Genomic DNA, 25,116 nt, shown 5'->3' with positions numbered 1-25,116 from the left:
CTCGGCGTTCTGGCGCACGGTGGAGGTCAGTTCCTCCATCGAGGCGGCGGTTTCTTCCAGGTTGGCGGCCTGCTGCTCGGTGCGGCGCGACAGGTCGCTGTTGCCGGAGGCGATCTCGCCGGCGGCCAGGGTGATGCTGGAGGCGCTGGCCTGGATCTGGCCGACGATCTGGGTCAGCTGTGCAACGGTGGTGTTGGCATCATCCCGCATGCGCGCGAACACGCCATTGAACTGGCCTTCCATGCGCGCGGTCAGGTCGCCGGCGGCGATCGACTGCAGCAGCTGCGAGAGCTGGCCGAGGTTGCCGTCGGCCACCTGCATCATGGTGTTGAGATGCTCGATCATCAGCTTGAAGTCATGCTGGAAACGCTGTGCGTCGCCGCGCTGGCTGAAGTCACCGGCAGCGGCCGCCGCGGCCAGCTGCTGGATCTGCGAATTGATCGCCAGCAGGCTGGCCTTGGCCGCGTCCATCGATTCGTGCAGGATCGCGCGGCTGCCGGGCAGGCGGCGTGCATCCGGGGTGAGATTGCCGATGGCGTACTGGTTGAGCACGTCGATGGCATCGCGGATCGCATCCAGGTGCTCGAAGATCACCGTATTGATGCCGCCGGCCAGCTGGCCATAGACACCCGGGAAATCTTCCGGAATGCGATGGCTGATGTCCGGTCCCGCGTGCATCTGTGCCATCAGCTGGGTCTGCTCGCTGAAGCGGCGGAGCATTGCGGTCATCTCGGTCGTGGCGGCCAGCATCCTGCCGGCTTCGTCCTTGCTGGTGGCCTGGGTGCTGACGCTGAGGTCGCCGCGGGCAACCGCCTGGATGGCATGCACGGCCTTGCCCAGCGGGCCGGTCACTGCACGCGAGATGACGATGGCCAGCGCGGCGGCCACCAGCGACAGCAGCACGATGCAGCCGATGATGGCGATCATGCTGGTGCGATGGGTGGCGTTGGCGTCGGCGATCTTGCCGTCCATCTGCCCGGCGATGTGGGTGCCCAGTGCCTTCATCGCAGCGAACAGGTCGCGGCGCGCCGGGCGTGACTGCTCATCGGAGATCTGCTGGGCCTGCGCGCCATCACCGGCGGCCACGGCGTCGCGCATCGCCTTGTTGGCGGCGAAGTAGCGATCCAGCTGGGTGCTGGCGGCGCGATACAGTTCGCGCTCCTTGTCCAGCGCCGGCAGCGCCGCGTACGCCGCCAGTTCGTCATGTACGGCCTTGGCGGTGTCGTCCATGCGCTTGTTGTAGTCGGCGACCTTCTCCGGCTGGTCGAGCATGCTCAGCTGGGCCAGTTCGTAGGTGCGGAACTCACCGAGCTGCGAGCGCGCCTCGCCCAGGTGCTGGACCGAGGGGATATCGTTGCCGGCCATCTCGCGCAGCTGCGCGTTGGCTTCGCTCAGTCGCAGCAGGGCGAACGCGCCGAGGACCAGGGTCATCAGGGTGGTAAGGGTGAACCCCACGGCCAGCTTGCGGGCGATGGGCAGATCTTGGAACCACTTCATGCAGGGTGCTCCAGGTGGGCAGAGTGCCGGCGTCTGTGCGCCGGTTTGGGGGTGGTTGCAGAGCGAACGGTGGTGCCCGGTGGGGTTCGGTGACGGCCGTCAAAGCGAAATAGCGGCGCAGTCCGGATGGACTTTATGGACGCATGTCACATTCGGTGGCGTAGGGATGACGGCGCGGAAGTGGCGCAGCGGCGGGGCTTTCCCTTGCATGGCGTAGTTGCGCGCGAAACCATCGCGTCGACGGAGTTCACAGAACGGATGGGGTCAGATCCCTTTTCCCCGAAAGGGCATCCGGCCCCGGCCGGAATGGAGCGCGCAAACAAAAACCGCCGCCCCGAAGGGCGGCGGTCCAGTACACGCATGCAGTGTGGATCAGGCGGCCTGCGGCATCCGCAGTGAACGCACCAGCCCGCCGATGTCGACGATCAATGCGACGCGGCCGTCGCCGAGAATGGTCGCACCGGACACCCCGCCGATGCGGCGGTAGTTGTTCTCGATGTTCTTCACCACCACCTGCTGCTGGCCGACCAGTTCGTCCACTTCCAGGGCGATCTTCTGGCCATCGCCTTCGACCACCACCACCAGCGATTCGCTGCCGGGTGCACGGTTGCCGTAGCCGTAGTACTCGCTCAGCGACAGGATCGGCAGGTATTCACCGCGCACGCGCAGCACGCGGCCTTCGCCGGCCATGCTGCGGATGTCCTCGGCTTGCGGCTGCAACGCCTCAAGCACATAGGCCAACGGCAGGATCAGGGTCTCACCGGCTACCGCCACGGTCATGCCATCGAGGATGGCCAGGGTGAGCGGCAGGCGGATCAGCGTGCGGGTGCCAGCGCCGAGGCTGCTTTCAATCTGCACCTCGCCCCCCAACGCCTGGATGTTGCGGCGGACCACGTCCATGCCGACGCCACGACCGGACAGGTCAGTGACTGCATCGGCCGTGGAGAAGCCGGGCTGGAAGATCAGGTCCCAGACCTGCGAATCGGTCGGGTTGTCCGGCACCGCCAGGCCGCGCTCGGTGGCCTTGGCCAGGATCTTGGCGCGGTCCAGGCCGCGACCGTCGTCGCTGACTTCGATGACAATGTGGCCGCCCTGGTGCGAGGCCGCCAGGGTGATCGTGCCGGTTTCGTCCTTGCCTGCACCGCGGCGCACGTCGGGCATTTCCAGGCCGTGGTCGATCGAGTTGCGCACCAGGTGCACCAGCGGATCGGCGATCTTCTCGATCAGGCCCTTGTCCAGCTCGGTACCTTCGCCGACGGTGCGCAGCCGCACCTGCTTGCCGAGGCGGCTGGACAGGTCGCGGACCAGGCGCGGGAAGCGACGGAACACCGCATCGACCGGCAGCATGCGCACGCCGATCACCGCTTCCTGCAGGTCGCGGGTGTTGCGTTCAAGCTGGTCCAGGCCAGCGAACAGGCTCTCGGCGTGGACCGGGTCCAGCGCATGCGAGACCTGCTTGAGCATGGCCTGGGTGATGACCAGTTCGCCGACCAGGTTGATCAGCGCGTCGACCTTGTCGACGCTGACGCGGATGGAGGTTTCCGCTTCCTGGCTGGCGCCACCGCTGGCGGCAGGCGCGGCGGGTGCCGACGGCGACGCTGCCGCCGGAGCGGGAGCAGCCGCGGCCGGCGCCTGGGGGGCCAGGCTCGGCGGTGCGGCCGGACGGATGTCCAGCTCGCAGTCGTCCAGTACCCACGCGAAGGTGTCTTCGATCTTGCTGCGCGGCACCTTGCCGACCAGACCCAGGTCCCACGCCAGGTGGGCTTCGAGCGGATCGAGCTGCGCGAAGCCCGGCAGGCGGTCCATGCGCGCGGCGACCTGCAGCGAACCGAGGTGTTCCAGTTCGCGGATGATGCGCAGCGGGTCGTTGCCGCTCATGAACAGCGACGGCGCCGGGGTGAAGCCGATCTGCCAGGCTTCCGGCGTATCGTCCACCTTGGCTGCGGCGGCCGCCGGGGCGCTCGCTGCGGCCTGGCCGGACAGAACCGCTTCCAGGCGTGCCTTCACCGCAGCGACGGCAGCCGGATCGGCAGCCTGGCCATGTTCGGCTTCGCGCAGCAGGGCGCGCAGCACGTCCACCGAAGACAGCATGGCGTCGACGGCGTGGCCTTCCAGTGCCCGCTTGCCGGCGCGCAGCTCATCGAGCAGCGTTTCCAGCACGTGGGTCAGGCCGGCGATCGCGTCGAAGCCGAAGGTGCCGGCGCCGCCCTTGATCGAATGGGCAGCGCGGAACACCGAATTGATGATCTCCGCGTCCTGCTGCCCCGATTCCAGGGCCAGCAGGCCAGCCTCCATCGCGTCGAGGCCTTCGCGGCTCTCCTCGAAGAAGGTGGCGTGGAAGCGTTGCAGGTCCATGCTCATGGCAGTGGTGGTCCGGAAGCGAAGAGGGGGAGCGGTGCCGGGCGATCAGCCCAGCACTTTCTGCACGGTGGCGACCAGCTGTTCGGGATTGAACGGCTTGACCAGCCAACCCGTAGCGCCAGCGGCCTTGCCTTCGGACTTCTTGTCGGCGGCAGATTCGGTGGTCAGCATCAGCAGCGGGGTGAACTTGTAGTCCGGCAGCTGGCGCAGTTCGCGGATCAGCGCGATGCCATCCATGTTCGGCATGTTGACGTCGGTAACCACCGCATTGAAGCGCTGGCCCTTGGCGCGACCGAGCGCGACCGCGCCGTCTTCAGCTTCTTCGACGGCAAAACCGGCCGAGGTGAGGGCGAAGGACACCATCTGGCGCATCGACGCCGAATCGTCCACCACCAAGATACGTGCGCTCATGCAGCGTTCTCCACAGATTTCAGGTTGTCATGGGTTACGTCCAGGCCGAGGGCCTGGGTGACGCCCAGCAGGCGCGCGGCGTCACGGAAGGTTGCAGTGCAACCGTGGAAGCCGGTGCCCAGGCCTGCCTCGCGGCGGGCCTGCACGAACGCACACAGCACCTGCACGGCGGCCGTGTGGATGCGGGCGACCTGGCTGGCATCCAGGGTCAGCTCGCCTGCCTGCTCCACCAGGGGGGCAAGGCGGTTCTTGAGCTCGGTAGTGCTCTCGATGCCGAGATCCCCACCCAGTTCGACAGTGCTCATCGTTGCTCCGGACAAACGGTTCCGTGATCCATAACGGCATCCCGGTGGGGTTCTTTAGAAGAATCGACGCGGTGCGTCGATGCGGTCGCTGTTGAAAAGGGGACGGAGGGGATTAAGTCGCAAGCGACTTGGCTCTGCCGCGGGCCCCTCGGCAACGGCGACCGCGCAGTGGGGACGCAAGGTGTTGATCCAACGGATCAACTCCTTGCGTCCCCGACAGGCACCGCTTCGGCGCCAAGCGCCGAGCCACTTGCGACTTAATCCCCTCCGTCCCCTTTTTGGGGGTCAGCTCAACAGCCGTGTGGCGTCCAGCAGGATCATCGGGCGCTGGCTGACGCGGGCCACGCCGCGGAACAGGTCGTTGGAAATCTGGCAGATGCGTGCGGTATCGGGAGGTTCGATCTGCGAATCGGTGAGGTTGGCGACATCTTCCACCGCCGACACGCGCAGGCCGATGGTCTCGCCGTCTTCTTCCAGCACCACGATGCGGGTCTGGGCGTCGTCCTCGGCGGCAGCCGCGCCCAGGTGCAGGCCCAGATCCATCACCGGAACCACCTGGCCGCGCAGGTTCATGATGCCGAGCATGGCGGCAGCGGTGCCGCGCAACGGCAGCAGCGGCACCGGCAGCACGACCTCCTGGACCTTCAGTAGTTCCAGCGCATAGGCCTGGGTGCCACAGCGCAGGCGCAGCCAGCGCGAGGTGCGTTCACCGGCACGACGGTTCTGCGGATGCGGGCTGCGGGCCGGTTGGTGGGCCTGCGCCTGCAGCTCCTGCCAGGTGCCGGGGCGGTTGCCTGCGGGTGCATCGACGGCGACGCGCGGCGGCGGCGTGCCGGCGCGTGCGGCCGGGGCCGGTGCAGGGCGTGTCGCCGGGGGGGGCACCGGCGCTGCGACCACGGCGGGCGGGGGTGCAGGCACGTCTTCGCCACCAGCGGCTGCCTCGAAGGCGGCCTGCAGGCCGGGGCTGTCGGTGTGGGCGAGACGATGGCTGTCCGCCGGGTCGGTCTCGTAGATCACTTCGTCCGGCAGATCGTCCCAGGTCGGTTCCGGGCCGGTGTTCGCAGCGGCCGCAGCGGGTGCCGGCGCGGTTTCGTGGATGACCTCGTCGGGCAGGTCATCCCAGGTCGGCTCGCGTTCGGTGGACCCGGCGCTGGCCGGCGCGGCGGCGGCCTCGAAGGCGGCCTCCAGTGCAGCCTCATCCTCGGCCGGGGCCGCGACGACGGCATCCGTTTCGTTGACCACTTCAGCGGGCAGGTCGTCCCACGTGGGTTCGCGTTCGGCATCGATCACGCTGACGGGCGCGGACGCAGCATCGAAAGCGGCTTCCAGTGCGGCATTGTCCACGGCAGGGGCAGCGGCAACGCTCTCGGTTTCGGTTTCGTAGATCACCTCGGCCGGCAGGTCATCCCAGGTGGGTTCGCGTTCGGCGGCGGCTTCGGTGGCCGTGGCCGGGGCGGTGCTGATCGGCGCGGGGAGGGGAGCGGCGGCCGGGGCGATCGCCTCGCCCAGCAGTTCGTCCAGGTAGTCGTCGAGGATGCCGGTGCTGTTCATGCGGCCTGCTCCAGGGCGCGGGCATCCTCGCCGAGGATCCAGTTCAAGGCGCGCCGGTAGGCAGCCAGGCCACGCCCCGGGTAGTCTTCGCCGACGCTCGGCAGGGTCAGCCCGGCGGCGTTGCTGATGCGGGTGTCGATCGGAATCGCGTCTTCCCAGACGCGGCTGCCATGGCGGTCCTGCATGGTGCGCAGCGACTCGTTGCCGGCGCGGGTGCGGCGGTCGAACAGGGTTGGCAGGATCGAGATCGGCAGCGGCCGGCGGCGCGAACGCTCGACCATCTCGCCGGTGCGGACCATGCCATCCAGGCCGTGCAGCGCCAGCGGCTCGGCCTGGGTCGGAATGATCAGGCGATCGGCGGCAGCCAGTGCGTTGATCATCAGCAGGCCGAGCGTCGGTGCGCAGTCCAGCAGGATGTAATCGTGCTGGCCCTGGTGGCGCGCCAGCGCGTTCTGCAGGGCCAGGCCGAGGCCGGGTTGGTTGGCGCTACGGCGTTCAAGCGTGGCCAGCGCGGACTGCGCGCAGACGTAGTCCAGGCCCTGGATGTTGCTGGCATGGCACAGGCCGGACAGGTCCGCCGGCGGTGCGCCGAACAGCTCCAGCACGCCGGCCGGCGGCGGGTCCACCGGCACGCCGAAGGCGCGGCTGAGCGAAGCATGCGGATCGAGGTCGATCAGCAGCACGCGATGGCCGAGCGCGGCCAGGCCGCGGCCGAGGGCGAGGGTGGTGGTGGTCTTGCCGACTCCGCCCTTCTGGTTGGCGACTGCCCAGATGCGCATCGGATTACTCCTTCATTGCCGGGGGAACGGCGGCGCCGACGCGGCTGCCAGCCGGCACCGGTGGCAACGTCACCGGTGCGATGGGGGAGGTGGGGGCGCTGGCCGGCGTTGCGGCGGCCTGTTCGGTGACGGTGCTGCCGGTGGCGCCGGTGGCTGCGTTCAGGCGCTGGCCGAGCGGGTCCACCGAATGCGAGGTGTCGGCCAGGATGATGACCATCACCCGGCGGTTGCGGTTGCGGCCCTGTGCGCTGTCGTTCTCTTCGCGCGGGCGGAACTGGCCATAGCCGACCATCGCCAGCCGCGACGGCTGCACGCCCTGGTCGGCGAACAGATGCACCACGCTGGCGGCGCGTCCGGCCGACAGCTCCCAGTTCGACGGGAAGGTGGCGGTAGCGATCGGCACGTTGTCGGTGTGGCCTTCCACGCGCACGCTGTTGGGCACGTCGCGCAGCACCTCGGCCAGGCTGGCCAGGGTCTGCCGCGCATGTACGTCCAGTGCGGCCGAGCCGGTGGGGAACAGGATGTCGCTGTTGATCTCGACCTCGATCCACAGTTCCGTGCGGCGCACGCTGATCATGCCGCGGTCGATCAGCGGCGCCAGGGCGGCGGTGAGGCGGTCGGCAATCGTGTTGAGCTGGCGCTCGGCACGGGCGATCTGCTCCTGGTTGTGCACCGACACCGGCATGCGCATCTGCGAGGCCATCGACGGCAGCAGCGTCGGGTCGTGCGAGGGCGCCGGCGCGGACGGTCCGATCTTGGTGCCGGACTTGATCACCGACGGGCTGTCCCAGCCGCCACCCTGCACCTGCTTGTTGCCCACCTGCACCGGATTGATCGTGCGCGGCGCGCCACCGAAGGCATCGGTGAGCGCGTCGGCCATGATCCGGTACTTGCCCTCGTTCACCGACGAGATCGCGTACATGACCACGAAGAAGGCGAGCAGCAGCGTCATCAGGTCGGCATAGGGGATCGCCCATGCTTCGTGGTTGGCGTGCTCTTCGTGGTGCTTGCGGCGGGCCATGTCAGTGCAGGAAGCCGGAGAGGTTGGTTTCGATGTTGCGCGGGTTCTCGCCCTGGGCGATCGAGATCAGGCCTTCGATGACCATTTCGCGGTCGCGCGTGTTGTGCGAGATCACGCTCTTGAGCTTGGCGGCGATCGGCAGGAACAGCAGGTTGGCCGAGGCGATGCCGTAGATCGTGGCGGTGAACGCCGCAGCGATGCCGTGGCCGAGCTTGCTCGGGTCGGCCAGGTTCTTCATCACCGCGATCAGGCCCAGCACGGCGCCGATGATGCCGAGCGTCGGTGCGTAGATGCCCATCGCTTCGAACACCTTGGCGCCGGCCTGGTCCTGGTGTTCCTGGCTGCCCAGTTCGATTTCCAGCATGTGCCGCATCGATTCGGGCTCGACACCGTCCACCAGCAGCTGCAGGCCCTTGCGCAGGAACGGGTCCTGCTGCGATTCCACCTGCGATTCCAGGCCGAGCAGGCCCTGGCGGCGGGCGATGTTGCTCCACTCGACGATCTGCTGGATCAGTTCGCGGCGATCGCTGTGCGGCGGGCGCACGACCCAGCGCACGATCTTGAACGCATGCTTGAACACCGCCGGCGAGGTGTGCAGCAGGATCGCGGCAACGGTGCCGACGATGACGATCACGAACGCCGCAGGCGACCACAACGACGCCAGGCCGGCGCCCTTGAGGATGCTGCCACCGACCAGCGAGGCCAGGGCGAGAAAGAGTCCAATGAGGCTGAGTCTATCCATGGATCCGGTATCGGCTTGTATGAATGGGACTTGAGACACCGGTACGGGCTACTGGTGCGACTTCACGGTTTTACGGGTTCAGCAAGCGGGTCAGTCGTGCGGGCTGCGCAGGCCATCCACATCCAGGATCAGCGCCATGCGACCATCGCCGATCAAGGTTGCACCGGCGTAACCGCGCAGGCCGCGCAGGGCCTTCGGCAGTGGCTTGATGACCACTTCCTCGCGCCCACGGACCTGGTCCACGACCAGGCCGAAGCGCGCTTCGCCGGCCTGCAGCACCACGATGGTCAGCAGGGTCGATGCGGCCGGCGTCACATCCAGCCACTGCCGCAGATCGACCAGCGGCAGCGTGTGCGAACGGCGGTCGAGCACGGCACGGCCATCGAACCAGCCCAGCGAGGTGCGCGGCGCGTGCAGTACCTCCATCACGCGCGCCAGCGGCAGCGCATAGACGTCCTCGCCGGCCTGCACCAGCAGGGTCGGCAGGATCGCCAGGGTCAGCGGCACGCGGATCAGGAAGCGGCTGCCGCGGCCCAGCTCCGACTGGATCTGGATCTGCCCGCTGAGTTCGCGGATGCGCGACTGCACCACGTCCATGCCGACGCCGCGTCCGGAAATATCCGTGACCTGCTGCTTGGTCGAGAAGCCGGGCAGGAACACCAGGTGCAGGCACTCCTCGCTGCTCAGGCGGGCGGCGGCTTCCGGATCGATCAGGCCCTTCTCGCGTGCCTTCGCGCGCAGCTTTTCCGGATCGATGCCGGCGCCATCGTCCTGCACCTCGATGCTGACGTAGTCACCTTCCTGCTGCGCCGACAACCGCACATGGCCCATCCGCGGCTTGCCCTGCGCTTCGCGCAGGTCGGGCATTTCCACGCCATGGTCGATGGCGTTGCGGACCAGGTGCACCAGAGGGTCGGCCAGCGCTTCGACCAGGTTGCGGTCGAGCTCGGTCTCGGCGCCGATCAGCTCCAGGTCCACTTCCTTCTTCAGCGAGCGGGCGACGTCGCGGGCGACCTTGGGGAAGCGCGAGAATACCTTGCCCACCGGCTGCATGCGGGTGCGCATCACCGCCGACTGCAGGCGCGCGGTGGCGATGTCCAGGGTGGACACGGCGCGGTCCAGCTCCTCGTCGCGCAGGCGCGCACGCAGGGTCTTGAGCCGGTTGCGCGACAGCACCAGTTCGCCGATCAGGTTGACGATCGCATCCAGGCGCTTGGTGTCCACGCGCACGGTGTGTTCGGCTTCGGCCAGCGGCTTGGCGGCCGGCTTGGCCACCGGTGCCGGTGCGGCGGCCGGGCGCGGGGCGGCGATCGGTGCCGGCGCCACCGCAGCCGCGGGCCTGGCGCCGGGTGCGGCGCCACCGTGCAGCTGGTCGAGCAGGGCTTCGAACTCATCTTCGCTGATCAGGCCGTCGTCGGCCTTCTTTGCCGGCGCCACCGCAGTCGGTGCGTTGCCACCGTGCAGCTGGTCGAGCAGCGCCTCGAACTCGTCGTCGGTGATCAGGTCGCCGGCACCGGCCGCCGGTGCGGCGGCAGCGGCGGCAGGCGCTGCTGCACCGCCATGCACGTCGAACTGGGCGATCAGGTCCGGCGGTGCATAGCCCGGCTCGGTGCCGGAAGACACGGCATCGAGCATCGACTGCAGGTAGTCCAGCGATTGCTGGGCGGCGTCGAAGTGATGGGCCTGCAGCACGGCCTGGCCGGCACGTGCAGCGCCCAGCGCCTCTTCAGCGGCGTGGCACAGCTCGACCATGGCGGTGACACCGAGGAAACCCGCGCCGCCCTTGAGCGTGTGGTAGCCCCGGAACACCGCGTTGAGCTGTTCGGTGTCCTGCGGTGCCTGCTCCAGCGACACCAGCTGTTCGCCGAGGCGATCCAGGATTTCCTGTGCCTCGATGATGAAATCGGCAGTGATGTCGTCGGATACCGCGCTCATGCTTACAGCCCCAGATCCGACAACAGGTCGTCGGCGTCGTTCTGCGAGACCGCGTGGCGGTCCAGTCCCTTCAGTGCCGGCCCGGCCAGTTCCGGGTCGGTGCGATGCTGTTCCGGCGGCAGGCCGAGCGCGCCGAAGCCTTCATGCACGCGGCGGACGATGCCGACCACGCGACGGATGATCTGCCCGGTCAGGTCCTGGTAGCTCTGGGTCAGGGCGATCTCGGTCAGGTTGTGGCGGATGCGCTCCAGCTGCGCGTCCTGGCCTGGCTGCAGGCCTTCGGCGCGCAGCTGCTCGGTCAGGCTGCGGCATTCCTCGGCCAGGTCCAGGGTGCGGTGGGTGGCCTGTTCGGTCATCGCCACCACGTGGTCCAGGCGTGCGCACGCATCGTCCAGTTCGCCGGCCTCGCTGGGCACGGTCGGCAGTTCGCCCAGGGCCTGCCCCAGCTCGCGGGCCAGCCGCGAGAGGCCGCTCATCATCGGCTGCGTGCGCAGCGCGACCAGTCCGTCGATGCGTTGCCGCCAGGCGGCTTCGTCACCGGACTCCAGGGCATCCAGGGCTTCCTGCAGGCGCAGGGCGAGGGCGTTCTTGTCGACCGTGGTATCCATCAGGCGCTGGCCGCCAGGCGTTCGAAGATCTTGCCCAGCTTCTCTTCCAGCGTCTGCGCGGTGAACGGCTTGATGATGTAGCCGTTCACGCCGTTCTGGGCCGCTTCGATGATCTGCTCGCGCTTGGCTTCGGCGGTGACCATCAGCACGGGCAGGGTCTTCAGCTTGGCGTCGGCACGGATCGCCTTGAGCAGTTCGATGCCGGTCATCACCGGCATGTTCCAGTCGGTGACGACGAAATCGAAGGGCTGGCTCTGCAGCAGCGACAGCGCGGCATGCCCGTCCTCGGCTTCGGCGGTGTTGGTGAAGCCCAGATCGCCCAGCAGGTTCTTGACGATTCGACGCATGGTCGAGAAGTCGTCGACGATGAGGATGCGCATGTTCTTGTTCAAAGCAGAGTTCCTTTGTTGTTCATTCCGGGCGGCCGGGGGCAGTCGCCTCGGGGATGTTCATTCTTCCAGGCCGGCGTCGACGGCCTCGAAAATCTTCAGGCGGCCGCGCAGGCGCAGCACGGCCTGGCCATGGATCTGGCAGACCCGCGACTCGCTCACGCCGAGCACCGCGCCGATCTCCTTCAGGTTCAGCTCCTGCTCGTAGTACAGCGAGAGCACCAGCTGTTCGCGCTCGGGCAGGTGGCCGATGGCCTTGCCCAGCTCACGGCCGAACTCGCCGCGCTCCAGCACCTGTTGTGGAGTCGGGCCGCCCTGGGCGACGGTATCCAGTTCGCCCTGGTCTTCGATGCGCGACTCCAGGCTCAGCACCTGGCCACGTGCGGCGTCTTCCATCAGGCGCAGGTATTCCGGCAGCGGCATCTCCATCGCGGCGGCCACTTCGGTGGCGCTGGCGGCACGGCCCGTGCTCTGTTCCAGGCGGCGGATGGTGGCGGCGGCGTCGCGTGCACGGCGGTGCACCGAGCGCGGCACCCAGTCGCCACGGCGGATCTCGTCGATCATCGAGCCGCGGATGCGGATCGAGGCATAGGTCTCGAACGAGGCGCCCTGGTCGGCGTCGTAGCTGCGCGAGGCTTCGATCAGGCCCATCATGCCGGCCTGGATCAGATCATCGACTTCGACGCTGGCCGGCAGGCGCGCGGCCAGGTGGTGGGCGATGCGTCGCACCAGGTCCGAATGCTGGGCGATGACCTCGTTGGCCGCCGAGCGCTGGACTTCCCTGTACTGGTGGGCTGCGCCTTTCATGCGGCCACCCCACGCTGCTTGAGGATGCGTTCGAGGAAGAACTCGACGCCACCGCGCGGTTCGGTCGGTGCCTGCCAGCGCGCGGTGCGGCGTGCGATCTCGGTGATCGCCAGCGCCGACGGGCTGGACGGATAGGCCTTCACCACCGGCTGCTGGCGCTGCACCGACAGGCGCAGCCAGTCATCCTGCGGCACGCAGCCCAGGTAGTTCAGCGAGACATCGGCGAGGAACTTCTCGCAGACGCGGGTCAGCTTCTCGTACAGCACGCGGCCCTCGTTCGGGTCGCGCACCATGTTGGCCACCACCTGGACGCGGTCCACGCCGCGCTCGCGCGACAGCACCTTGATCAGTGCGTAGGCGTCGGTGATCGAGGCCGGTTCGTCACAGACCACCACCACGGTGTCCTGCGCGGCCTGGCAGAAGGTCAGCACGCCGTCGGTGATGCCGGCGGCGGTATCGACCACCATGATGTCCAGCTCGCGTTCCAGTTCGGAGAACACGTTGACCAGGCCGACATGCTCGGCCGGGGCCAGCTCGGCCATGTGCCGGCGGCCGGAAGCGGCCGGGACCACCAGCACGCCGTTCGGGCCTTCGACGATGACGTCGTCCAGCGAGCAGCGGCCGGCCACCAGGTCGGCCAGCGTAAAGGTGGGGTTCAAGCCCAGGATCACGTCGATGTTGGCCAGGCCCAGGTCGGCGTCCAGCAGCAGCGTGCGCTTGCCCATGCCGGCCAGCGCCACCGCCAGGTTGGCGGACACATTCGTCTTGCCCACGCCGCCCTTGCCGCCGGTCACCGCGATGGTGCGCACAGGGCCGAGCGGCTCGCTGCGGGTGGCCGACAGCGGGAAGGTCTTGGTCAGCTTGGCGTACTCACGCGACGGCATGGTTCAACTCCGGGTTGCAGGGCATATCGGCCGCTCGGCGCAAATCTTCAAGGCGAAGTACAAGATTGGCTGCACTGGCCCGGTGCAGGTCCTCCGGGACGTCCTGGCCATCGGTCACCCAGGTGATCGGCAGGGCGTGGTCCACGGCCACCGACAGGGCGTTGCCGAAGCGGCCGGTCTCGTCCAGCTTGCTCAGCACCAGGCCCTGCAGGTTGGCCGCACCGAAGCGGCGCACCACCTCGTCCATGTCGCCGAAGCTGGTGTTGGCCGGCAGCACCAGCAGGGTGCGCACCTGGCGCGCGGCGCGCAGCCACTGCAGCTGGGCGGCCAGGGCACGGTCGCGCGGGCCCAGGCCGGCGGTATCGATCAGCACCAGCTTGTAGTCCTTCAGGCGTTCCAGCAGCTGGTCCAGGTCGGTGCCGCTGTTGGCCTCGTGCACGGCGATGCCGAGCTGGCGGCCGTAGCCATACAGCTGTTCACGGGCGCCGATGCGGGTGGTGTCGGTGGTGACCAGGGCGACGTCACGCGGGGCGTGCTTCTCGGCGAAGCGCGAGGCCAGCTTGGCGATGGTGGTGGTCTTGCCGGCGCCGGTCGGGCCGACCAGCGCGATCACGCCGCCTTCTTCCAGCGGGTCGACCGGGGCGATCGGCAGCTTGCGCGAGATCAGCCCCAGCATCAGGCCGCGGCCACGATGGGCTTCGGTTTCCAGCGGGATCTGCATGGCCACGTCGCGGGCCAGCCCGGCGTCGAAACCGTACTCGTCCATCAGGTCCAGCGCGGTGGCGCGCACCGGGCTGCCACGCAGGCGCTCATCGGTGAAGCGGTTCATCTCGCGCTCGATCACCTGGCGCATGCCGGCCACTTCCTGGCGCAGCTGGCGGATCTCGGCGTCGTCCTGGGCAACCACGGTCAGCGTCGGTGCCGGGGCCAGCATGGGGGCCGGGCTGGCCTCGATAGCGGCTTCGACCGCTGCCGGTTCGCTGGCGGCGATCCCGGGCTGCGCGTCGATCACGGCAGCGGTCGGCAGCGGCGGCGGCAGCACGGCCGGGGCCACGCTTTCGTGATGCGCCTCGTGCGGCGGGTCGATCTGGAAGCGCGCGCGGTTGGCCGGCACGGTGGCGGCCGGTGCAACGATGGCCTCGGCGAACGGGGCGAAGATCTGGTCCGGCGGTGCCGGTTCGTTGACGGCGGCGCGGGCCAGGGTGGCGGCGAAGCCGGTGCTGCCCCGGGTCGGCACGATCTCGTCGGCGCTGTCCAGGGTGCGGCCGGTGGCACCGACGGCGGCGCGGGCGAGGGCGGCCACTGCCGAGGTGGTGGCCGCGACCGGTTCCGGCGCCGAGGTGCTGCTGCGGCGGCGGGTGACGGCGGCGATCACCGCGTCGGCGGCGGTGCGCGGCTTGGGTGCCGGCGGCGGTGCGACGTCACGGCGCGAGGCTTCCAGTGCACGCTGCACGGCGCTCTCGTCGTAGTTGGCGGCGGCGACGATCTCGATGCCTTCCTCGATCCGGCGGTTGGACAGGATCACGGCGTCAGGACCATGTTCCTTGCGCACCAGGTTCATGGCCGAGCGCATGTCGGCGGCGACGAATCGTTTGATTTTCATGCTGTGGTCACGGGGCGAAGACGGCGGGGTGGCGGTCGGAGAACTCGGGTGGTCGGTGGTCTGCACGGTGCGGGTTCCCCTTGGTATCTGTCTGTTGCGTTGGTTCGAAAGTGGTGTCTGTTTTCTGGCGCATCGCAGGGCGGCGTCAGCTGATCGTTCCGACCAGCTTCAGGCGCTTGTCCTCCGGCACCTCGCTGTAGGCCAGGACCGACAGCGACGGAACGCTGTGGCGGACCAGGCGGGCCAGCGCGGCGCGCACCGGGCCAGGTACCAGCACGACCGCGGGCTCGTTGCGGGCTTCCTGCTTGCTGACACATTCGGCCAGGCTCTGGTGCAGTCGCTCAGCGAGTCCGGGTTCCAGCGCGGCGCCGTTGCCCTGCGTGGACTCCTGCAAGACACGTTCCAATTGCGGGTTGAGGGTGAATACCGGCAGCTCCGCCGACATTCCGGCGATCTCCTGCACGATGAAGCGGCCCAGTGCGGTGCGAACAGCGGCGGTCAGCACGGCCGGGTCCTGGCTGCTGGGCGCATGTTCGACCAGTGCCTCCGCGATCTTGCGCAGCTGGCGGATCGGAATGCGCTCGACCAGCAGGTTCTGCAGCACGCGCACCACCGCCGACAGCGGCAACGCCTTCGGCGTCAGATCTTCGACGAGCTTGGGCGCGCTCTTGGCCAGGTTGGCCAGCAGGTGCTGCACTTCTTCGTGGCCGAGCAGTTCCGGCGCGTGCTCACGGATCAGGTGCGACAGATGGGTGGCGACCACGGTGGCCGGATCGACCACGGTGTAGCCCAGCGTTTCGGCCTGGGCGCGCTGGTGCGGCTGGATCCAGGTGGCGTCCAGGCCGAATGCGGGGTCCTTGCCGGCGATGCCTTCCAGCGCGCCGAGCGCGCTGCCCGGGTCCAGCGCCAGCTCGCGGTCGGGGTGGATCTCGGCGGTGGCCACCGGCACGCCGTGCACCAGCACGCGGTAGCCGTTGGCCGGCAGTTCCAGGTTGTCGCGGATGTGCACCGACGGGATCAGGAAGCCGACATCCTGGGTCAGCTTGCGGCGCACGCCCTTGATGCGCGCCATCAGTTCGCCGCCCTGGTTGCTGTCCACCAGCGGGATCAGCCGGTAGCCGACCTCCAGGCCCAGCGGATCGACCGGGCGCAGTTCGTCCCAGCTCAGTTCGGCAGTCGGTGCCGGTGCGGCCGGGCGGCCGAGTGCGTTGAGTGCGGCGGCATCGGTGCCACCGCCTGCCGCATCGGCAGCCGGCGCCTTGCCCTTGCGGTACAGCTTCCAGGCGATGAAGCCGAGGATCGCGGCCAGCGTCAGGAAAGCGACGTTGGGCATGCCCGGCACCAGGCCGACCACGCCGATGATGCCGGCGGTGATCGCCAGCGCACGGTACTGGCCGAACACCTGGCCGGTCATGGCCTGGGCCATGTCCTGCGAGCGCGAGGCGCGGGTAACCAGCATGGCCACGGCGCTGGAGACCAGCAGGGCCGGCAGCTGCGCTACCAGGCCGTCACCGATCGACAGCAGGGTGTAGGTGGCGGCGGCTTCGCCGAACGGCATGCCATGCTGCAGCACGCCCACGGCCAGGCCGCCGAGCATGTTGATGAACAGGATCAGGATGCCGGCAATGGCATCGCCGCGGATGAACTTGCTGGCGCCGTCCATCGCACCGTAGAAGTCGGCTTCCTCACGCACTTCCTCGCGGCGCAGCTTGGCTTCTTCACGCGTCAGCAAACCGGCGTTGAGGTCGGCGTCGATCGCCATCTGCTTGCCGGGCATCGCGTCCAGGATGAAGCGCGCGGTCACTTCCGAAACGCGGCCCGCACCCTTGGTAATGACCACGAAATTGATGATGGTCAGGATCGCGAACACCACGATGCCGACCGCATAGTTGCCGCCGATCACGAATTCGCCGAAGGCGGCGATGACCTTGCCCGCGGCATCATGGCCGTTCTGGCCGTTCAGCAGGATCACGCGGGTGGAGGCCACGTTCAGCGCCAGCCGCAGCATGGTGGTGATCAGCAGCACGATCGGGAAGATGGTGAAGTCCAGCGGGCGCTTCACGTAGACCACCGCCAGCAGCACCATCAGCGAGATGGCGATGTTGAAGGTGAACAGCGCATCGAGCACCGGCGCGGCCAGCGGCACCACGACCATGGCCAGCAGGGCCAGCACGATCAGCGGCGCGCCAAGGCCCTGGCGGATCATTTCCAGGGCGCGGCGGGTGTTGAAACCGGCGGAGGGCTGGGCGCTCACGGGCGGCCTCCCTTGCCGAATTCATCCACCTGGATGTGCGGGGCGTCCGGCATCGGGCCAGTGCGCCAGGCGCGCAGCTGGTAGACGTAGGACAGGACCTGGGCGACGGCCGAATACAGTCTCACGGGGATTTCCTTTCCGAGTTGGCCTTCCCGATACAAGGCGCGTGCCAAAGGCGGGGCGGAGACGATCGCCACCTTGTTGCCGTCGGCCACTTCACGGATGCGCAGGGCGGTTTCGTCCACGCCCAGCGCGACCACGGTGGGGGCATTCATGGCGCCGCCCTCGTACTTCAGGGCCACCGCGTAGTGGGTGGGGTTGACCACCACCACGTCGGCAGTGGGCACCGCCTCCATCATCCGGCGGTTGGCCATCTGCTGCTGCAGCTGGCGGATGCGGCCCTTCACCTCGGGGCTGCCCTCGCTTTCCTTCATTTCCCGGCGCAGTTCCTCGCGGGTCATCTTCAGCTTGCGCATCCAGTTCCAGCGCTGGTACGGCGCATCGATGGCGGCCAGCACCAGCATCGCGCCGGCGGTGGCCAGCAGCAGGCGCAGGGTGAAGCCCAGGCCATCGGTGATGGCGGTTTCCAGCGGGTGGTGGATCAGCCCGCGCAGGGTGTCGAAGCCGGTCCAGACCACCAGCCCGGCGGCGACGCCGACGAAGGCCACGCGCAGCAGCGATTTGGTGAATTCGGCAATCGCCTCCGGGCCATACAGGCGCTTGAGCCCGCTCATCGGGTTCATGCGGTTGATGTCGGGCAGCAACGCCTTCTGCGACCAGCGCAGGCCGCCCATCACCAGCGGGGCGACGAAGCTGGCCAGCAGGCAGACCAGCACCAGCGGTGCGATCACCAGCATGAACTGCAGCAGCAGGTCGCCGAAGTGGCCGAACAGTTCCTTCGGGTTCTGCCGCAGGCTCTGTTCGGGGCTGAGCGCGTGCTTCATCCAGGCCGTGGCGCCACGGCCGATCGAGCCGCTCATGGCCATCACCGCCAGCACGCCGGCGCCGAACACGGCGGCGGTGCCAAGTTCGCGCGAGCGCGGCAGGTTGCCCTGTTCACGGGCGTCGCGCAGGCGTTTTTCGGTGGGTTGTTCGGTCTTTTCGCCGGCGGATTCGTTCTCGGACATCACGGGCACTGCGGCAGGGGGTGCCGGGGTGCGTGCAAGAACCGTTCCACGCCTGGCGTGGATCTACCGACGGCCCGTTCTGTAGAGCCGAGCCCACGCTCGGCTACGGTTGGGGCCAGGCGCGAAGCACAGCCGGGCATGAGCTCGGCTCTACAGGAGAGTGCCGCAGGAATCGTTCCGTGATGGCGGGCGCGCGTGGCCCGGTGTCAGCCGGGCGGGTATTGCGGCGGCGGGCTCTGTGCCAGTTCCACCCGCGGCCGGGGCAGGTCGTGCAGCTGCATGAAGCGCGCCGCATCCACCGGGCGGCCCAGCAGGTATCCCTGCAGGAAGTCGCAGCCCAGGCGTTCCAGGTAGGCGCGCTGCGCGGCGGTCTCCACGCCCTCGGCGACGATGTCCATGTCCAGCGCATGGCCCAGCGCCACGATCGCCGAGACGATCACCACGTCTTCGGCACTGTGTTCCAGGTCGCGCACGAACGCATGGTCGATCTTGATCTCGGTGGCCGGCAGCCGCTTCAGGTACAGCAGGCTGGAATAGCCGGTTCCGAAATCATCGATGGAGATGCCCACGCCCAGCGCCGACAGCGCCTGCAGCAGGCGAAGACTGGTATCGGTATCGCGCATGACGGTGCTTTCAGTGATCTCCAGCACCAGGTGGCGCGGGGCAATGCCATGGCGCTCGATCACCTCGCGCACATCCTGCAGCAGGTGCGGCGAACTGAACTGCACCGGCGACAGGTTCACCGACATCGACCAGCTTTCATGCCCGGTGTCGTGCCAGCGCCGCAGCTGCTGGCAGGCCTGGTCCAGCGCCCAGCGCCCGATCTCGTTGATCGCACCGCTGCGCTCGGCCAGGCGGATGAAGCGGTCGGGGGGAATCAGGCCGTGTTCCGGATGGCGCCAGCGGATCAGCGCTTCGGCGCCGGCCACCTTCTGCGTGGCCACGCGGATCTTCGGCTGATAGTGCAGGAACAGCTGCTCGCTGCCGATGGCGCGGCGCAGGTCGGCCAGCAGCCGGAACTGCTGCTCGGCACTGTCGTTCATCCAGTCGGCGAACAGCACGAAGGCGTTGCGACCGGACTCCTTGGCCTGGTACATCGCCGCGTCGGCGAAGGCCATCAACTGGCGCTCGCTGGCGGCGTGGTCCGGGCAGATCGCCACGCCGATGCTGGCGGTCACCTGCAGTTCGTTGTCCGGCAGCAACGGGCCGCTGCCCACCGCCTGCAGGATGCGCCGGGCCAGGGTCGGCAGGTCCTCGTCGTGCTCGATGCGCACCACCAGCACGAACTCGTCGCCGCCCAGCCGTGCCAGCATATCGTGCGGGCGCAGCAGCTGGCGGGTGCGTTCGGCCACCGCCACCAGCAGCGCATCACCGGCCTGATGGCCATAGGCATCATTGACCTGCTTGAAGCCGTCCAGGTCCATGAACATCACCGCGAAGCGGTTGCCGCCCTGTTCGGCCTCGGCCAGTGCCTGCACGATGCGCCGCTGCAGCAGCAGGCGGTTGGGCAGGCGGGTGAGAGGATCGTGCAGCGCGGCCTGGGTCAGTTCCTGCTGCGCGTCGGTCAACGAGGTGCTCAGCATCGAATTGCGCAGCCGCAGCAGTTGCGCTTCCACGCGCTGGTCCAGCCATGAGACCACCAGCACCACGGCCAGGATCGCCACGGTCAGCACTACCACCAGCATCGCCAGCCACTCGTTCTGCAGGCCATCGCCGACCGCCGCGCCGCAGACGCTGCCTTCCGGGAAGCGCGCAGCGGCCATGCCGGTGTAATGCATGCCGACGATGGCCAGGCCGAGCAGGCCCGCCGCCGCCAGTCGATCACCGATGCGGGTGCGCTGGGCGCGCAGCCGGAACGCCACGTACAGCGCGGTCCAGGAGGCAGCCACCGCCACCATCAGCGAGAACAGCAGCCAACCCGGGTCGTAGTCGATGCCCGGCTGCATGCGCATTGCAGCCATGCCAACGTAATGCATGCCGGCGATGCCGGTGCCCATCAGCAGGGCGCCGACCGCCAATCGCGGGTGGGGCAGGGTGCGCAGCGAGACCAGCCACAGCGCGAACACCGATGAGGCGATGGCAAGCGCAAGCGAGAGCAGGGTGATGGGAAGGTCGTAGCCCAATGGAATGGGCAGGTCGAAAGCCAGCATGCCGATGAAATGCATCGACCAGATGCCCAGGCCCATGGCGAAGCCGCCGCCCAGCCGCCACCACCAGGCCGCGCCCCTGCCCGGGGCGGTCACCGTGCGCCCGGCCATCGCCAGCGCGGTGTATGAAGCCATCACGGCGACCAGCAGCGAGATCGCCACCAGCCACGGGTTGTACGTGCCTACCAGCATTCGTCAGTCTCCCGGACCTGCCTGTCGACGGAAACCACGGTGGGGCATGCATGAGGCAGGCCGACGCACGACGCCGGCCATGTGCGGCATCCCCCCGGTTGCCGCGCATTCACTCTAACGCGCAGACCGGGGGGGACTTCAAGCGGCAATACGTGAAATTGCGCCTCTGTAGAGCCGAGCCCATGCTCGGCTGCCTTCGGCAGGAGCGGCAGCCGAGCATGGGCTCGGCTCTACAGAAACAATTGCATGGCAAGCAGTAGAACGTGATGATCGGGTCAGTGTGTGACCGCGTCCGCAGCCTGGAAGGCGGCGTCGAACAGGCGCTGTACCGGCGGCCCCATTTCCCCGGCCAGCAGGGCCAGCAGGAACAGGCCCAGCAGCAGCGAGACCGGCAGGCCCAGCTGGATCGGATTCAGCGCAGGGGCGGCACGCGCCAGTACGCCGAAGGCCAGGTTCACCGCCAGCATCGCCACGGTGAGCGGAATGGCCAGCGTCAGCGCGCCGCGCAGCACGGTCAGCAGGAAGGTCGGGGCGATGCTGAAGAAGGCGTGCGGGTCCGGCAGCGGGGCGCCGATCGGCAGTGCGCGGTAGCTGTCGACCAGCAGCGAAATCAACGCCAGGTGGCCGTTGGCGGTGAAGAACAGCAGGCCGAACAGCAGGTAGAACCACTGGCCGATCACACCCGAAGTGCCACCGCGCAGCGGGTCGCTCATCTGCGCGAAGGCCAGGCCGGTGCCCTGCGCGATCAGTTCGCCGGCCATCGCACCGGCTTCGAATACCAGCCGCAGCATGAAACCGATGGAAACGCCGATGGCCAGTTCGCGCGCGATGGTCAGCACCGTAGCCGCGTCGAAGCCGGTCCAGTCCGGTACCGGTGGCAGCAGCGGCGCCAGTGCAATGGCCAGGGTGCCGGCCAGTACCACGCGCACCCGCGACGGCACCGCACGCGTGCCGACCATGGGCATGGCCATGGCCACCGCGCCGATGCGCAGCATGGTCCACAGCACGGTGCCGATCATGCCGAAGGCCTGCAGGCCGTCGGCCGCCATCTGTGTCGCGGCGTCCATCGAAGCGCGTGCCCTAGCCGATCAGGTGTGGGATGCGCTGGAACAGCAGCGTGGTGAATTCAACCAGGTGGCCGATCAGCAGGCTGCCCAGCGCGAACAGCACCGCGGTCAGCGCCGCCGCCTTGGCGACGAAGGCGATGGTCGGTTCATTGAGCTGGGTTGCAGCCTGCACGACACCGACCACCACGCCCACCACCAGTACGGTGAGCAGCAGCGGGCCGGCCACCCACAGCACGGTGATCAGGCCGCCACGCAGTTCGGTCAAGGCAAGTTCGGGAGACATTCGGGTTCCACCTTCTTATATAGAGTCGAGCCATGCTCGACTGTCTTTCAATCGCGCCGGATCGCGTCACGCAGGATTGAAGCTGGCCGCCAGCGTGCCCACGGTCAGCACCCAGCCATCCACCAGCACGAACAGCAGGATCTTGAACGGTGCCGACACCAGCATCGGCGACAGCATCATCATGCCCATGGACATCAGCACGCTGGCGACGACCAGATCGATGATCACGAACGGAATGAAGATCAGGAAGCCGATCTCGAAAGCGGTCTTCAGTTCGCTGGTGACGAACGAAGCGACCAGCACCGGGAACGGGATCGCATCGGGGCTGGCGTAGGTGCCGTGCCCGGCGATGCCGGCGAAGGTCATCAGGTCGGTCTCGCGGATCTGCGCCAGCATGAACCCGCGCAGCGGCTGCGTGGTCAATGTCCAGGCGGTCTGGAAGTCGATGTCGCCGTTGAGATAGGGCGCCATGCCCGTGCTCCACGCCTTGTCCCAGGTCGGCATCATCACCATCGCGGTGAGGAACAGGGCCAGGCCCAGCAGTACCTGGTTGGACGGCGTCTGGCCGGTACCCAGTGCCTGGCGCAGCAGGCCCAGCACGATGATGATGCGGGTGAACGAGGTCAGCACCAGCAGCATCGACGGGATCAGGGTGATCGCGGTCATCAGCAGCAGGGTCTGCAGCGGCAGGCTGACCGGCTGGCCGCCGATCTTGCCGACGTTGACGTCCGGCAGCGGGGTGGCCGGGGCGCCGGGCGCGGCGAACGCCAGCACCGGCAACAGGCACAGGGCAAGCAACAGCAGCCACGGCATCAGGGTGGCAACACGGGTACGGGTGACACGCATGTCAGGGGTCCTTGCGCAGCCGCTGCTGCAGCAGCTGGGCGAAATTCGGCAGGTTCTTGAAATCCGGCACGCGCACCGGCGCCGGTGGCGGCAACGGTTCGGGCAGGGTATGCAGGGTGTTGATGCCGCCGGCAGTGACGCCCAGCAGCAATTGCTGGCCGTTGACCTCCACCACCACCACGCGCTCCTTGGCGCCGACGCTGAGGCTGGCCACCAGCTTCATGCCTTCGGCCGGGCGGAAGCCGCTGCCGGGCATGCGCTTGAGCAGCCAGCCCAGGCCGATCACCAGCGCCAGCACCGCCAGCAGCGCCAGCACCGCACCGAACAGGCTGGGTGCGGCGGCCGCGTGCTGGCCGACCTGCGGGCCGATCGGCGCTGCGGTCTTGCCGACCGCCAGCAAGGTGGAGGCCAGCAGGCTCAACGCAGTCTCCGGATCCGCTCGCTCGGGCTGACCACGTCGGTCAGGCGCACGCCGAAGCGGTCATTGATCACCACCACTTCGCCGTGGGCGATCAGGGTGCCGTTGACGAACACGTCCAGCGATTCGCCGGCACCGCGCTCCAGTTCCACCACTGAACCCTGGTTGAGCTGCAGCAGGTTGCGGATCGGCAGGCGGGCACGACCGACTTCCAGCGACAGGGTCACCGGCACATCGAGGATCACGTCCAGGTTCAGGTCCGGACCGTTGGCCTCGTCGGCCTGCAGGCTGCTGAACTGGGCCGGGGTCGGTTCGAGGGCGTCGATATCGTTCATTGCGGGTCTTCCTGGATGACGGGTACGCGCGGGCGGGTGCCCGGCGGATGGGTAGCGGTGATCTTCACGGCGTTCATGCCGTTGGCGATGCCGAACTCGCCGGTGAACACAGGGATGTTCTCCACGCACAGCGGCACCTGCGGGCTCAGCTCGATCGGCAGGATGTCGCCGACCTTCAGCTGGGTCAGGTCGCGCAGGGTCATGCGCTTGCTGGCCAGTACGCTGGACAGGGTGACTTCGGCGATGTTGAGCTGCTCGCGCAGGGTCTTGCCCCAGCTCTCGTCGCGGTCGTTGCGGTCGCTCTGGATGCCGGCGTCGAGCAGTTCGCGGATCGGTTCCAGCATCGAGTAGGGCAGGGTGACGTGGATGTCACCGCCGCCGCCGTCGAGCTCGACGTGCAGGCGGCACACCACCACGTACTCGCGCGGGGTCACGATGTTGGCGAAATGCGGGTTGATCTCCGAGTTGATGTACTCGAAGTCGACGTCCATCACCGGTGCCCACGCTTCGCGCAGGTCGGCGAAGGTCTGCTTCAGCAGCAGGTGGATCACCCGCATTTCGGTGGCCGTGAATTCGCGGCCCTCGATGCGGGTCGGGTAGCGCCCGTCGCCGCCGAAGAAGTTGTCGACGATGGCGAACACCAGGGTCGGCTCGAACACGATCAGGCCGGTACCGCGCAGCGGCTTGAAGCGGATCAGGTTCAGGTTGGTCGGCACATACAGCGAGTGCATGTAGTCGTTGAACTTGATCAGTTCGATGCCGCGCACCGACAGCTCGGCCGAGCGCCGGATCAGGTTGAACAGGCCGATCCGCCACAGGCGCGCGAAGCGCTCGTGGACCATTTCCAGGGTCGGCATGCGACCACGGATGATGCGGTCCTGGCTGGCGAAGTCGTACGAGCGCGCTTCGCCTGACGGGGGTTCCGCATCGGTCTCGACCGCGCCGCTGTCCACGCCGTGGAGCAGGGCATCGATCTCGTCCTGGGACAGCAGATCATTCATCGGGGGGCCCTTACTGGGTCACGAAGCTGGTGAACAGCAGATCGTCTGCGCCGTTGCTGCCGGTCTCGGCCTTGAGCACCTTCTGCACCTCGGCCAGCGAACTGGCCTGCAGCTTCTGCTTGCCGGCGACATCGGCGATCTGGTCCGGGCTGACCTGCGAGAACAGCATCAGCAGGCGCGCGCGGATGGCCGGGGCATGGGTCTTGATCGCTTCCAGCGCGGCCGGGTCGCGGGTCATCAGCTGGACCTCCAGCTGCAGGTAGCGCGGGCCGTCGACCGGGCCATTGAGGTTGACCACGAACGCCGGGTCCAGCGCGAAGTACTGTGCCGGGGCCGGCGTCGCGCTCTTCTTCGGCGCCTGCGCGGTCTTCTCTTCGTGCTTGGACTGGGTGAAGAACCACACGCCGCCACCAGCGGCAGCGGCGGCCAGTACGGCCACCAGTGCGGTGATCAGGATCGGACTACGCGGCTTGGCGGCCTTGTCCTTCTCGGCGGTCTTCTTGGTTTTGTCAGCGGCTGCGGCCACGGGGTGAAGCTCCTGAGGGTTGCTTCA

Annotated in this window: 24 protein-coding genes; all 24 read right to left on the bottom strand. The window is 68.1% G+C overall.

All coding sequences use genetic code 11. The features are described 5' to 3' along the window. The coding region (locus tag AC5P8F_RS20245; RefSeq protein WP_495220570.1) for a HAMP domain-containing methyl-accepting chemotaxis protein at positions 1-1,497 on the bottom strand (1,497 nt) is incomplete at its 3' end. 372 nt (positions 1,498-1,869) lie between these two features. Further along, on the bottom strand, positions 1,870-3,858 hold the full coding sequence (locus AC5P8F_RS20240; RefSeq protein WP_495228897.1) for a chemotaxis protein CheA: 1,989 nt from the start codon (positions 3,856-3,858) through the stop codon (positions 1,870-1,872). A 45-nt stretch (positions 3,859-3,903) separates the two neighbouring features. Continuing rightward, positions 3,904-4,269 carry a response regulator gene (locus AC5P8F_RS20235; RefSeq protein ID WP_005409521.1) on the bottom strand — a complete coding sequence of 122 codons (366 nt, stop codon included), beginning with the start codon at positions 4,267-4,269 and terminating at the stop codon, positions 3,904-3,906. Beyond that, positions 4,266-4,574, bottom strand: a complete 309-nt coding sequence (locus AC5P8F_RS20230; RefSeq protein WP_014647026.1) for an STAS domain-containing protein — start codon at positions 4,572-4,574, stop codon at positions 4,266-4,268. Before AC5P8F_RS20230 ends, AC5P8F_RS20235 begins: the two co-directional genes overlap by 4 nt. Before the next feature lie 285 nt (positions 4,575-4,859). Beyond that, entirely contained in the window at positions 4,860-6,125 is a 1,266-nt protein-coding gene (locus tag AC5P8F_RS20225; protein ID WP_142234676.1) for a chemotaxis protein CheW, read from the bottom strand. Further along, complete coding sequence (locus AC5P8F_RS20220) at positions 6,122-6,904, bottom strand: ParA family protein (RefSeq protein ID WP_014647028.1); 783 nt, start codon at positions 6,902-6,904, stop codon at positions 6,122-6,124. The genes AC5P8F_RS20225 and AC5P8F_RS20220 overlap by 4 nt, the downstream gene beginning before the upstream one ends. A 4-nt stretch (positions 6,905-6,908) precedes the next feature. Beyond that, positions 6,909-7,925 carry a flagellar motor protein MotD gene (gene motD / locus AC5P8F_RS20215; protein WP_014647029.1) on the bottom strand — a complete coding sequence of 339 codons (1,017 nt, stop codon included), beginning with the start codon at positions 7,923-7,925 and terminating at the stop codon, positions 6,909-6,911. A 1-nt stretch (position 7,926) separates the two neighbouring features. Next, a complete protein-coding gene (locus AC5P8F_RS20210) occupies positions 7,927-8,667 on the bottom strand; it encodes a flagellar motor protein (protein WP_169410994.1) in 741 nt (246 codons plus the stop codon). Positions 8,668-8,757: 90 nt separating this feature from the next. After that, on the bottom strand, positions 8,758-10,602 hold the full coding sequence (locus AC5P8F_RS20205; RefSeq protein WP_069116912.1) for a chemotaxis protein CheA: 1,845 nt from the start codon (positions 10,600-10,602) through the stop codon (positions 8,758-8,760). 2 nt (positions 10,603-10,604) lie between these two features. Further along, the gene (locus AC5P8F_RS20200; RefSeq protein ID WP_006442968.1) at positions 10,605-11,210 is read right to left on the bottom strand and encodes a protein phosphatase CheZ; all 606 of its coding nucleotides are present in this window, start codon (positions 11,208-11,210) and stop codon (positions 10,605-10,607) included. Beyond that, positions 11,210-11,602, bottom strand: coding sequence for a chemotaxis response regulator CheY (gene cheY, locus AC5P8F_RS20195; protein WP_005413247.1), 393 nt, complete (start codon positions 11,600-11,602; stop codon positions 11,210-11,212). The genes AC5P8F_RS20200 and cheY overlap by 1 nt, the downstream gene beginning before the upstream one ends. A gap of 57 nt (positions 11,603-11,659) precedes the next feature. Continuing rightward, entirely contained in the window at positions 11,660-12,406 is a 747-nt protein-coding gene (locus tag AC5P8F_RS20190; RefSeq protein ID WP_014647032.1) for an RNA polymerase sigma factor FliA, read from the bottom strand. Further along, positions 12,403-13,290 carry a MinD/ParA family ATP-binding protein gene (locus tag AC5P8F_RS20185; RefSeq protein ID WP_032959426.1) on the bottom strand — a complete coding sequence of 296 codons (888 nt, stop codon included), beginning with the start codon at positions 13,288-13,290 and terminating at the stop codon, positions 12,403-12,405. Before AC5P8F_RS20185 ends, AC5P8F_RS20190 begins: the two co-directional genes overlap by 4 nt. Continuing rightward, the gene (gene flhF, locus AC5P8F_RS20180) at positions 13,277-14,893 is read right to left on the bottom strand and encodes a flagellar biosynthesis GTPase FlhF (protein WP_495228894.1); all 1,617 of its coding nucleotides are present in this window, start codon (positions 14,891-14,893) and stop codon (positions 13,277-13,279) included. Before flhF ends, AC5P8F_RS20185 begins: the two co-directional genes overlap by 14 nt. A gap of 145 nt (positions 14,894-15,038) precedes the next feature. Beyond that, a complete protein-coding gene (gene flhA / locus AC5P8F_RS20175) occupies positions 15,039-17,099 on the bottom strand; it encodes a flagellar biosynthesis protein FlhA (protein WP_153643679.1) in 2,061 nt (686 codons plus the stop codon). 44 nt (positions 17,100-17,143) lie between these two features. After that, positions 17,144-18,274, bottom strand: coding sequence for a flagellar biosynthesis protein FlhB (gene flhB / locus AC5P8F_RS20170; protein WP_014037101.1), 1,131 nt, complete (start codon positions 18,272-18,274; stop codon positions 17,144-17,146). A 206-nt stretch (positions 18,275-18,480) separates the two neighbouring features. Further along, a complete protein-coding gene (locus AC5P8F_RS20165; RefSeq protein WP_075076495.1) occupies positions 18,481-20,613 on the bottom strand; it encodes a putative bifunctional diguanylate cyclase/phosphodiesterase in 2,133 nt (710 codons plus the stop codon). 275 nt (positions 20,614-20,888) lie between these two features. Continuing rightward, positions 20,889-21,680, bottom strand: a complete 792-nt coding sequence (gene fliR / locus AC5P8F_RS20160) for a flagellar biosynthetic protein FliR (RefSeq protein ID WP_014037103.1) — start codon at positions 21,678-21,680, stop codon at positions 20,889-20,891. Between the two features lie 13 nt (positions 21,681-21,693). Next, on the bottom strand, positions 21,694-21,963 hold the full coding sequence (locus tag AC5P8F_RS20155; RefSeq protein WP_005413254.1) for a flagellar biosynthetic protein FliQ: 270 nt from the start codon (positions 21,961-21,963) through the stop codon (positions 21,694-21,696). Positions 21,964-22,029: 66 nt separating this feature from the next. Next, positions 22,030-22,809, bottom strand: a complete 780-nt coding sequence (gene fliP / locus AC5P8F_RS20150) for a flagellar type III secretion system pore protein FliP (RefSeq protein ID WP_014647039.1) — start codon at positions 22,807-22,809, stop codon at positions 22,030-22,032. A 1-nt stretch (position 22,810) separates the two neighbouring features. After that, on the bottom strand, positions 22,811-23,230 hold the full coding sequence (gene fliO / locus AC5P8F_RS20145; RefSeq protein WP_014037105.1) for a flagellar biosynthetic protein FliO: 420 nt from the start codon (positions 23,228-23,230) through the stop codon (positions 22,811-22,813). Continuing rightward, the gene (gene fliN / locus AC5P8F_RS20140) at positions 23,227-23,562 is read right to left on the bottom strand and encodes a flagellar motor switch protein FliN (RefSeq protein WP_005409543.1); all 336 of its coding nucleotides are present in this window, start codon (positions 23,560-23,562) and stop codon (positions 23,227-23,229) included. Before fliN ends, fliO begins: the two co-directional genes overlap by 4 nt. Then, entirely contained in the window at positions 23,559-24,563 is a 1,005-nt protein-coding gene (gene fliM, locus AC5P8F_RS20135; RefSeq protein WP_014647040.1) for a flagellar motor switch protein FliM, read from the bottom strand. Before fliM ends, fliN begins: the two co-directional genes overlap by 4 nt. A gap of 10 nt (positions 24,564-24,573) precedes the next feature. Beyond that, on the bottom strand, positions 24,574-25,089 hold the full coding sequence (locus AC5P8F_RS20130; RefSeq protein ID WP_049441913.1) for a flagellar basal body-associated FliL family protein: 516 nt from the start codon (positions 25,087-25,089) through the stop codon (positions 24,574-24,576). Between the last annotated feature and the right edge of the window lie 27 nt (positions 25,090-25,116).

Source organism: Stenotrophomonas sp. YJH_SMC_69 (assembly GCF_059370495.1).
Note: the sequence above shows the minus strand (reverse complement) of the source record. Positions and strands in the feature narration are given on the sequence as shown.

What these genes read in the sequence shown, in the direction of transcription:
- AC5P8F_RS20240 (WP_495228897.1), bottom strand. Translation starts at nt 3,858, where the DNA reads ATGAGCATGGACCTGCAACGCTTCCACGCCACCTTCTTCGAGGAGAGC.
- AC5P8F_RS20235 (WP_005409521.1), bottom strand. Translation starts at nt 4,269, where the DNA reads ATGAGCGCACGTATCTTGGTGGTGGACGATTCGGCGTCGATGCGCCAG.
- AC5P8F_RS20230 (WP_014647026.1), bottom strand. Translation starts at nt 4,574, where the DNA reads ATGAGCACTGTCGAACTGGGTGGGGATCTCGGCATCGAGAGCACTACC.
- AC5P8F_RS20225 (WP_142234676.1), bottom strand. Translation starts at nt 6,125, where the DNA reads ATGAACAGCACCGGCATCCTCGACGACTACCTGGACGAACTGCTGGGC.
- AC5P8F_RS20220 (WP_014647028.1), bottom strand. Translation starts at nt 6,904, where the DNA reads ATGCGCATCTGGGCAGTCGCCAACCAGAAGGGCGGAGTCGGCAAGACC.
- motD (WP_014647029.1), bottom strand. Translation starts at nt 7,925, where the DNA reads ATGGCCCGCCGCAAGCACCACGAAGAGCACGCCAACCACGAAGCATGG.
- AC5P8F_RS20210 (WP_169410994.1), bottom strand. Translation starts at nt 8,667, where the DNA reads ATGGATAGACTCAGCCTCATTGGACTCTTTCTCGCCCTGGCCTCGCTG.
- AC5P8F_RS20205 (WP_069116912.1), bottom strand. Translation starts at nt 10,602, where the DNA reads ATGAGCGCGGTATCCGACGACATCACTGCCGATTTCATCATCGAGGCA.
- AC5P8F_RS20200 (WP_006442968.1), bottom strand. Translation starts at nt 11,210, where the DNA reads ATGGATACCACGGTCGACAAGAACGCCCTCGCCCTGCGCCTGCAGGAA.
- AC5P8F_RS20190 (WP_014647032.1), bottom strand. Translation starts at nt 12,406, where the DNA reads ATGAAAGGCGCAGCCCACCAGTACAGGGAAGTCCAGCGCTCGGCGGCC.
- AC5P8F_RS20185 (WP_032959426.1), bottom strand. Translation starts at nt 13,290, where the DNA reads ATGCCGTCGCGTGAGTACGCCAAGCTGACCAAGACCTTCCCGCTGTCG.
- flhF (WP_495228894.1), bottom strand. Translation starts at nt 14,893, where the DNA reads ATGAAAATCAAACGATTCGTCGCCGCCGACATGCGCTCGGCCATGAAC.
- flhA (WP_153643679.1), bottom strand. Translation starts at nt 17,099, where the DNA reads ATGATCCGCCAGGGCCTTGGCGCGCCGCTGATCGTGCTGGCCCTGCTG.
- flhB (WP_014037101.1), bottom strand. Translation starts at nt 18,274, where the DNA reads ATGTCCGAGAACGAATCCGCCGGCGAAAAGACCGAACAACCCACCGAA.
- AC5P8F_RS20165 (WP_075076495.1), bottom strand. Translation starts at nt 20,613, where the DNA reads ATGCTGGTAGGCACGTACAACCCGTGGCTGGTGGCGATCTCGCTGCTG.
- fliR (WP_014037103.1), bottom strand. Translation starts at nt 21,680, where the DNA reads ATGGACGCCGCGACACAGATGGCGGCCGACGGCCTGCAGGCCTTCGGC.
- AC5P8F_RS20155 (WP_005413254.1), bottom strand. Translation starts at nt 21,963, where the DNA reads ATGTCTCCCGAACTTGCCTTGACCGAACTGCGTGGCGGCCTGATCACC.
- fliP (WP_014647039.1), bottom strand. Translation starts at nt 22,809, where the DNA reads ATGCGTGTCACCCGTACCCGTGTTGCCACCCTGATGCCGTGGCTGCTG.
- fliN (WP_005409543.1), bottom strand. Translation starts at nt 23,562, where the DNA reads ATGAACGATATCGACGCCCTCGAACCGACCCCGGCCCAGTTCAGCAGC.
- fliM (WP_014647040.1), bottom strand. Translation starts at nt 24,563, where the DNA reads ATGAATGATCTGCTGTCCCAGGACGAGATCGATGCCCTGCTCCACGGC.